Origin of the sequence: Mycobacterium sp. E3247, from assembly GCF_001667785.1 — a bacterium.
In the GTDB taxonomy this organism is placed as follows: domain Bacteria; phylum Actinomycetota; class Actinomycetes; order Mycobacteriales; family Mycobacteriaceae; genus Mycobacterium.
This window is the reverse complement of sequence record NZ_LZJG01000459.1, coordinates 1-8160: the sequence shown is the minus strand read 5'-3', so window position 1 is coordinate 8160 and position 8160 is coordinate 1. Positions and strand designations below refer to the sequence as shown.

The window sequence follows — 8160 nt, the reverse complement described above, 5'->3', positions numbered from 1 at the left end:
CCGCCAGCACCGCGGCGGCGCTGATCACCGCGGCCACCACGCGCCCGGGCCGCGCCCGCGGCCGAGCCGAGTGCGCGGCGGGCGGGCCCGCCTCCGCGGATTCGAGCGCCGCCGAAATCCGGGCGGTGACCTCCGGCGCGACGTCGGGTGCCGGTTCGGCGCCAAGGGTGGCGACGTCGCACCGCACTCGATTGAGGGCGCGCAGCATCTGCTGGGCCTCCGGGTCGTTGCGAACCCATTGGCGCAGGCGGGCCGCGGATTCGTCGTCCAGCAGGCCGGCCTGCAGGTCGGCAAGAAGCTCGGCCGTCAGGGGCGGTTCGTCGGCTTGGTGGTCGGCTTCATCCATCCGCCCCAGTGTCCGTCATGCGCTGCTTGACGGCGACGGGCGGGGCGGGTCGGGGACGGTTTTGAGGTAGCCGAGCAGCTCGGCGAGGCGCACCCGGGCCCGCGCGCAGCGGCTCTTGACGGTGCCTTCGGCGACGCCCAGCAGCGCGGCGGTGTCGGCGACCGAGTAGCCCTGCATGTCGACGGCCACCACGGCCGCCCGCTGCTCGACGGGAAGCCGCATCAAGGCGCGCTGCACCACCATCGCGGTCTCGACCTGGGTTGTCCGATCGGGCACCGGAAAGACGTCCTCGAGCGGGACGGTGGGGTGGGCCTTCGTGCGCCGCAACCGGTCCAGACAGGCGTTGACGACGATGCGGTGCAGCCAGCTGCCGACGGCGGCGTCGTGCCGGAACGCGCCCGCGCCGCGGTGGGCCGAAAGCATTGCGTCCTGCAGCGCATCCTCGGCATCTTCGGGCGTGCGCGTCGTGAGGCGGGCCAGCCGGTGCAGCTGTCGTTGGTGGCGAAGGAACAACTCCCGGAAGGCGTGACGGTCGCCGGCGACGTGGGCTGCCAGCAGCTCGGCGTCGCTACGTTCGCGCTGAATGTCTCCCCGGGAGCCCACGGCCGGACAGTATCCAATCGGCTGCGGGGCGGCACTTCACCGCGGCACGGCGGTGTGAGCGCCGTCCGTCAGGACGCGGCCTGGACCGTGATCTCGAAGAAGCCCGCCTGGCTCTTACCGTTCGTCGTCCCGAGGGTGGAGATCCACACCAGCAGGTTCGACGTGGGGGAGCCTGCCCGGACCGGGATGACGTTGTGGCCGGGCTTGAGCGTGAAGGCCTGCGCGAGCACGGTGGTGTCGTTGAGGGTGGCCGGCGACGCCGTCGCCGACGAGCGGATCTCGACCTTGGTACCGGTGCTGGGCGTGTCGATGGTGACCTGTCCGACCACGGTCGGGTTGGGCAGCTGCAGCATCAGGCCTTCGCCCTGCTTGAAGCTCGGGAACGGGACGGCGTCGGTGTAGACCTCGGTCGCCCAGGCGGTGGACGGGTCACCGTCGATGGCCTGGCCGGCCGTGCCCGCGTTGTCGGCATCGCCGTCGGGGGAGTAGACGGTCGCCTTGATCGGTTTGACGATGCTGCCGGAGGCCGCGGAACTCGGGGCGGACGACGAGGTGGACGAGGAGGGGCCGTTGAGCCCGAGCTCGTCCTTGTTCAGGCCGCCGCCGACGTTGCCGAAGATCTTGCTCACCACCGACGCCAGGACCAACAGCGCTACCACGATCACGACGAGGCCCGCGCCGACGCCGATCAACACGTTGCGGCGCCGGCGCGCCAGGATTGCGCCTTCGTCTTGATCGGGGGCGACGCGGGGGGCGGCCGGCGACGGCGAATCATCGATCGGGCCCAGCACCTCGGTCCGGTCGGCCACCGCGGTCGCTTGCTGGAGCAAGTTCAAAAGCGTTGAGGCGCTGCGTATCCCGCCATCCTCTTGGACCGCCCGCACCGCGACGGCCGAAATCTGGAAGGGGATCTCGCGGTCGATGACCATCGGTTCGACCGGCTGGCCCGCCGAGTCGCGCTCGGCCGGGGCCAGGCCGCTACGCACGCTCGACTCCGTGAGCGGCCAGCGATTGACCAGCAAGGCATACAGCGCGGCGCCGATACCGCGGATGTCACCCTGCGGGTTGGCGTCGGGCATGGTCGCCGGGTAGGCGAGTACGACGTCGCCCTCGATGCTGACGCGAACCCGGCTCGGGTGGTCGATCGACAGCGCGACGCCCGCCCGGTGGGCCGCGTCAGCGGCCGCCGCCAGCGACTGCATGGCCCGCACGGCGCCGACCGGAGACGGCGAGGTGTCGGCCACCTCCTGCAGCGAACCGCCCCGCACCCACTCGGAGACCACCAGGCCGCCGTGGCCGGTGTGGACCACGTCGAGCACCCGGGCGATGCCCGGCTTGTCGATGCGGCTGAGCCGCAGGGTGCGGGACAGGATCTCCTGCAGCACGTCGTCGGGCAACGCCCCGTCGGGGTCGACGAAGGTCAGCGCGACCTGTCGGTCCAGGGCGGTGTCCAGGGCCTGCCAGAACTGCAGGGGCGGGGCGCCGCCGTGGAAGACCAACAGCCGGTAGCGGCCACCGGCGATGCGGGCCCCGGGGACCAGATGGACGTCGTCTCCGGGCGGATCCCCTCCGCGGTCGCGGGGCGCGTCGAACGGGGCGGGCCCGCGCCGCGCGTCATGCGCGACGTCGCCGTTGCGCTGGTCGGACGGACGCGACGTCGGCGGCTCGGGCTCACGGCCGGCCGGGATGTCGGGTTGGAAGTCGTCGGCGACCGGTCGTGGCAGCTCGGCACCCGACGCGGCGCTCTCGACAGGGCGGTCGGTCACCTCCGGTCCTTTCGCTATCCGGGCTGGGGTTGCCCGCTCCGGAGGTCTGCGCCGGATCGGCTCCTGGACCGCATTTACCCCAGGCGGGGACGAATTCCTCTGCTCAGGGTACGTGACCGGGGACCGGCGAGACGATCGATCCGCTGTCACCGGTTTACGGGGAACCGGCATGCGGCCGCCGAGGCGGCGCCGGACGGCGTCCAGGGCGGCCTGGGCCTCCGGGACGTGTGCGCGCAGCATGACCGCGGCCATGATCGGCAGCATGATGACCGCCAGGATGAGCAGGCGCAGTAACGAGCCCGCCCCGCCGCCGTGCGCGGTCAGCAGATCGAGCCGCAACAGCCGGTCGGCCACGTGGGCCACCAGTCCGGCCAGCATGGAGGCGGTGATCGTCACCAGGATGGTGCGCAGCTCACCCCTGCCGATCAGGTGGCCGCCGGTGGGCAGCAGGGTGTGCCGCAACAGGAGGTAACCGATGATCGCGCCCGCCACAAAGCCGAGGCCGTTCGCCAGCCCCAGGTATCCGGCCACCAGCTTGGGGTCATGGGTGACGTGCGGCGCCAGCACGGATCCGACGATCTTGACGGCCGTGATGACGAGGATGATCACGATCGGCGTCCAGGGCTGCTCGCGTGCGTAGAAGACGCGCAGCTGGAGCAGCACCAGGCCGTAGGGGATCAGCGTGAACGCCGACAGGGCGATCGCGGCGCCCAGGTACCCGGCGTCGACCCCGCCGAAGTGGCCATAGGCGAACAGTGCGCTGCCGATCGCGGGACCGCCGACGGTCATGAAGGCCACGATCGGGATCAGCGTGATCAATGTCAGGCGGGTGGCCAACGACAGGTCGGCGAGCACGGCCGCGGTGTCGTCGGCGGCGGCGTTGCGGCTCAGCCGCGGCATGACCACGGTCAGGACGGTGACGCCGATCATGCCGAACGGCAGCATGAGGACCAGCCAGGTGTAGTTGTAGATCGCCGGGCCGGAGGCGGCGGCCGTGCTGGCGATCTGGTTGCCGACCACCAGGCCGAGCTGGCTGATCAACACGTAGAGCACCATCGCGGCGGCCATGGTGCCGAAGCGCTTGAGGCGGTCGTCGATTCCCCACAGGGGGCGCAGGTCGATGCGTTGTCTGCGCAGCGCCACCAGCAGGACGGCGGTTTGCGCGAAGACGCCCAGCGTGGTGCCGATGCCGAGGACCAGCAGTTTGGTGTTGCCCATCCGGACGGGGTCGACGGAGAGTTCGCCGGGGACGGCCGCGTACACCGCGAGGGTCGCCAGGGCGACGACGTTGTTGACCACGGGCGCCCAGGCCGTAGGCCCGAACACGTTGCGTGTGTTCAGGATCGCCATGAATACCGATGTGAGCCCGTACGCGAGCACCTGGGGGAGCAGCAGGTAGGCGAAGGCGGTGGTCAGCGGCTCGTTGACCTGCGGGTCGCGGCCGAGCATGAGCCGCACCAGCAGCGGCGCGGCGAGCACGGACAATACGGTCGCTACCAGCAGCAGCGCGGTGGTCAGCGTGACCAGCCGGCGCACGAACGCCGCGCCGCCGTCGGGGTCGCTCTGCTCGGCGCGGGCCAGCACCGGCACGAAGATGGCGGTGAAGGTCGCCTCCAGCACCAGCGCGGCCACCAGGTTTGGCAACTGGTTGGCCACCGAGAAGGCGCTGGACAGCGCGGCGCCGAGGATGGCCGCCAGCAGCACGACCCGGGCGAACCCGGTGAGCCGGCTTACCAGCGTGGCGAAGGCCATCGCCCAGGACCGCGAAACCAGGGCGGCGTCGGACAGCTCGGGCCGCCGGCGATCGACGCCCGCGGGGACTGGAGGCAGGGGACCCGTGGGCGGCGAGCCGGGAACCCGGGGCCGCCGCGGCGGCTGTGGCAGGCGGTGCTGTCGCTGTGCGGCCTGCCGGTCGACGGAATTCATACTCGGTGCTCTTGTTCGACCCGATCGTCGGCCTTCGCGTGCAGGCCCGCGGATCCGGTGCCGGGGGGGTCGGGCCGGTCGAGGTCGGCCCGGTCGGGCTGGCCGCGGAAGCGGTGCCAAAGGCGGCGTCCGGCCAGCAGCACCAGCACGGCCGCGGCCGTCATGGTGATCGCGAACAGCACCTTGCCGTAGGCGTTGGAATGCACCGACAGGCGCACCGGTTCGCCCAGCCGCAGGCCGTCGGGGGTTCGCAGCGTCACGTCGATGGCGACCCGCTGGGTGAAGTTCACCTCGATCGGCACCCGCAGCGGTAGGTACCCCGGCGGCAGTTCGATCTGGCCGACGTCGGTGACCGTCATCCCGGGCGGGGCGTCGACCTGCAGGCGCACGCGAATGGGAACGGCCAGGCCGTTGTGCAGCGCGAGCGGCAGTGGGCTGTGCTCGGTGGCCAGGGTGTAGGAGCCGCCCGGGTTGACGATGGTCACCGCACCGAAGAGGTCGTTGATCGTCTTGCCGACGACGCCAAGGCGTTGCTGGGCCATCCCGTTACGGGTGTCGGGCGGCTCGGATTGGCTCAGCGCCCGCAGCATGTCCTCGCGCAGCGGGGCGGTGTACTGGATGCCGGTCAGCCCGGTGCGTTCGTCGGTGCTCAGCGCCGACGTCAGGCCCCACAGCCGGCCGACCTGGCCGGCGATCGCGCCGGTGACGTCGTCGCCGAATCGCCCGCGGGCGGACGTGTAGGCGCCCACCGTTTCCGGCTGATCGGCGTGGTCTTGTCCCGCCTGGTTGGCTTCGGCGATGACCGCCGGCAGCGGCCGGGGAACCGCCAGTCCCGACCGGATGGCGGTGGTGAGCGCCGTCAGGATGACGTGGGCGTCGTCGGCCTGCAGGTTCCACGTCGCCGGTGGGACCAGAAGCTGCGTACGCGGTGCGTCGTCGTGGCGCAACGCGTGCCAGAACATGGAGCCCAGGGCGTCCTGGCGGCGCGCGGTCGCCGAGTCGTGCGCGAGGCGCACGGTCAGAGAAGGGTCCAGGTAGGTCGGGACGGCCGGGGAGCTTCCCGCGCCGGCCAGCGCGGCGCCCACCGCCGGGTCGAAGGGGGCGACCACAACCTGCGGGGACAGCCGCCGCGGCACGGTGTCGACGGCGCCGTCGGAGGATCCCTGCGCATCGGCGGACAAGTCGGCGGCGGCGACGGCGACGGTGCTTTCGTTGGCGCCGAGCAGGTTGACGGCGCGGTTGGTCAACGGGCCGTCGGGCAGCAGCGTGGCGCCGCGGGCGGAGGGCACGTCCAGGATGCGGTCGACGATGCTGTTGACGGCGGTGGTGGCGGCGGCGCTCAGCCCGCGGTCGTTCACGCGTTGCAGGGCGTCCAGGTCGGCCTGGGCGTAGGGGAGCGGCGCGACGCAGGTGCGGTGAGCCAGCGCGCGCAACCGGTTGAGCCACTCCGTCGCCGCCGCTTGTCCTCCGCCCGGATGCGTCGGGGTGCCCGGAAGTTGGGCGGGACCCTCGGGCGAGTCGGACACCACGTAGCCGGCAGTCATCGCGTTGACCGTGACGAGCAGGTCGGGGTCGACGGCCAGGCACAATGCGCGGCCGACGGCCCCGTCGGGGTCGACGTCGTGGCTGGTGGCGACTTCCGCCGCGGAAAGCAGGATGTCCAGCCGGCCGCCGCCGGCCAGGGAGGTGGCGAGGTCGTCGTCGACCAGGCGCACCGGGATGGTGCCACCTGGCACGCCGGGAGCCAGCCTCGGCCGGTCGGCCAGCGGCCAGAGCATGGTGAGCCACACGGGTTTAGAGGTATCGGGCGCGACGGCCGAGACCAGATCGGCGCCCTGGTCGGGTGGTATGCCCACCGCGGGCAGCAGGAATCGTGCGTTGTCGAGACGGGCGGGGGCGCCGTAGTCGGGCGTGCCGTTGACGTTGACCAGGACCGGGTAGATGCCGGGTTTGTCGATGCCCAAGGACTGCTTGGTCAACGAGCGCAGCGGCGCGGACAGCGTGAAGCCGACTTCCTGACCGCGCTGGAGCTCGGGAGCGACCGTGAGGAAGTCGGCGGCCGGTTGGTACTGGTCGGTGTCGCCGTCGAGGGTGGTTCGCAGGCTCGCGGACGCGGTGACCGCTCCGGCGTGCTCGAGGCGGACCATCACGTCGCGGACGGGGCGGTCGCCGATGTTGGTCACCATGCCGCTGACGGTGACGACGGGCGGGCTGGACGTGGTGACCACGTCCGGGGTGACCTGGTCGATCCGGACCCGGACGAACGGCGTCACGCCGGGTTCGCCCGCGGCGGCGCGCGGCATGACAGGCGCGGTGAGCATCGCGAAGCCGGCCACGATGCCGATCACCGCCGCGAGGCGCAACAAGCACAGTCGGGAAGCCGTCACGGCCCGGGCCCGTGGCCGTTCTTGCGGCTGGTGTCCGGCTTGTCGGCGTGCCGGGCGCGCGAGTGTGTTTGCGGGCGGCGCCGCGGAGAGGTGGGTGGCAGCGGCGGCAGCGCCGCCGGGCCGTCGTTCTGCAGCTTGTCGATCAGTTCATCGGCCACGCGGGCCAGCCTGCGTTCGTCGGCGTAGGCCAGTTTCGACGGCAGCTCGTGGATGGGCACCCAGGCCACCTCGGCCACCTCGAGGTCCTCGTCGCACAGCTCGCCGCCGGAGAAGCGCATGAGGTAGTGGTGCACGGTCTTGTGGACCCGGCGGCCGTCGGTGACGAACCAGTAGTCGATGCGTCCCAGCGCGGCCAGCACGCTGCCGCGGATGCCGGTCTCCTCGGCGACCTCTCTTATAGCGGTCTGTTCGGCAGTCTCACCCATTTCGATGTGGCCCTTGGGCAGCGACCACAGCATCCGCCCCCGCCGATCGACGCGGCCGATCAGCGCGGCGACCTGGGAGTGACGCGGGCCGTCGAGGCCGTCGATGACGAGTCCGCCGGCGGAGGTTTCGTGCACGGTGCGTAACCGGTCCGGTCCGCGGCGAGGCGAACGGGATCGGCGCGATTTCGTCGTCGTCGAGTCGGCGGGCGTTTGACCGTTGGTCTGGTTCTCGGTCGAACTCGCAGCGCCACGACCGCGCCGCCGCCCCCGGCGTCGACGTGGCTTGTGTTGTTCGCCGTCCGACACCCAAGCGATAGTAGCTGGCACGACATCGTCTCCCAGGACATACTCGCCGCTGGGCGGGCCCGCGCGGGCGCAGGGCAGTCGTCTCGCGATCCCGCCTACTAGGCTGACCGAACGTGCCCGAAGCCGATGTGGAGCTGCTTGCCGCCGCCGCAGTTGCCCTGAACCAACACGCGCCGATGCTGCGCGAGCTGGGTTCGGCGTTCCAGGCCGCAGGGAGTGAGCTGTACCTCGTCGGCGGCTCGGTGCGAGACGCCGTGCTGGGCAGGCTGAGCCCCGACTTGGACTTCACCACCGACGCTCGCCCCGAACAGGTGCAGCAGATCTTGCGGCGCTGGGCCGACCACTTGTGGGACACCGGCATTGAGTTCGGCACCATCGGGGTCGGCAAGGGTGAACACCGC

4 protein-coding genes and 2 pseudogenes are annotated in these 8160 nt (G+C 71.6%); 1 reads left to right on the top strand and 5 read right to left on the bottom strand.

Going from position 1 to position 8160, the window contains the following annotated elements; translation table 11 throughout:
• The 5 genes and pseudogenes from A9X04_RS22690 to A9X04_RS22670 all read right to left on the bottom strand — a co-directional run.
• Positions 1 to 346: pseudogene (locus tag A9X04_RS22690) on the bottom strand (hypothetical protein); the annotation flags it as partial.
• A 15-nt stretch (positions 347 to 361) separates the two neighbouring features.
• Entirely contained in the window at positions 362 to 949 is a 588-nt protein-coding gene (gene sigM / locus A9X04_RS22685; RefSeq protein ID WP_067925329.1) for an RNA polymerase sigma factor SigM, read from the bottom strand.
• A 68-nt stretch (positions 950 to 1017) separates the two neighbouring features.
• Entirely contained in the window at positions 1018 to 4641 is a 3624-nt protein-coding gene (locus tag A9X04_RS22680) for a lipid II flippase MurJ (protein ID WP_067925326.1), read from the bottom strand.
• Positions 4638 to 7028 (bottom strand): hypothetical protein, encoded by a 2391-nt coding sequence (locus A9X04_RS22675; protein WP_067925324.1) that lies wholly within the window; start codon positions 7026 to 7028, stop codon positions 4638 to 4640. The genes A9X04_RS22680 and A9X04_RS22675 overlap by 4 nt, the downstream gene beginning before the upstream one ends.
• Positions 7025 to 7759 (bottom strand): NUDIX hydrolase, encoded by a 735-nt coding sequence (locus tag A9X04_RS22670; protein ID WP_067925321.1) that lies wholly within the window; start codon positions 7757 to 7759, stop codon positions 7025 to 7027. Before A9X04_RS22670 ends, A9X04_RS22675 begins: the two co-directional genes overlap by 4 nt.
• 113 nt (positions 7760 to 7872) lie before the next feature.
• Here A9X04_RS22670 and A9X04_RS22665 point away from each other — a divergent pair.
• Positions 7873 to 8160: pseudogene (locus A9X04_RS22665) on the top strand (CCA tRNA nucleotidyltransferase); the annotation flags it as partial.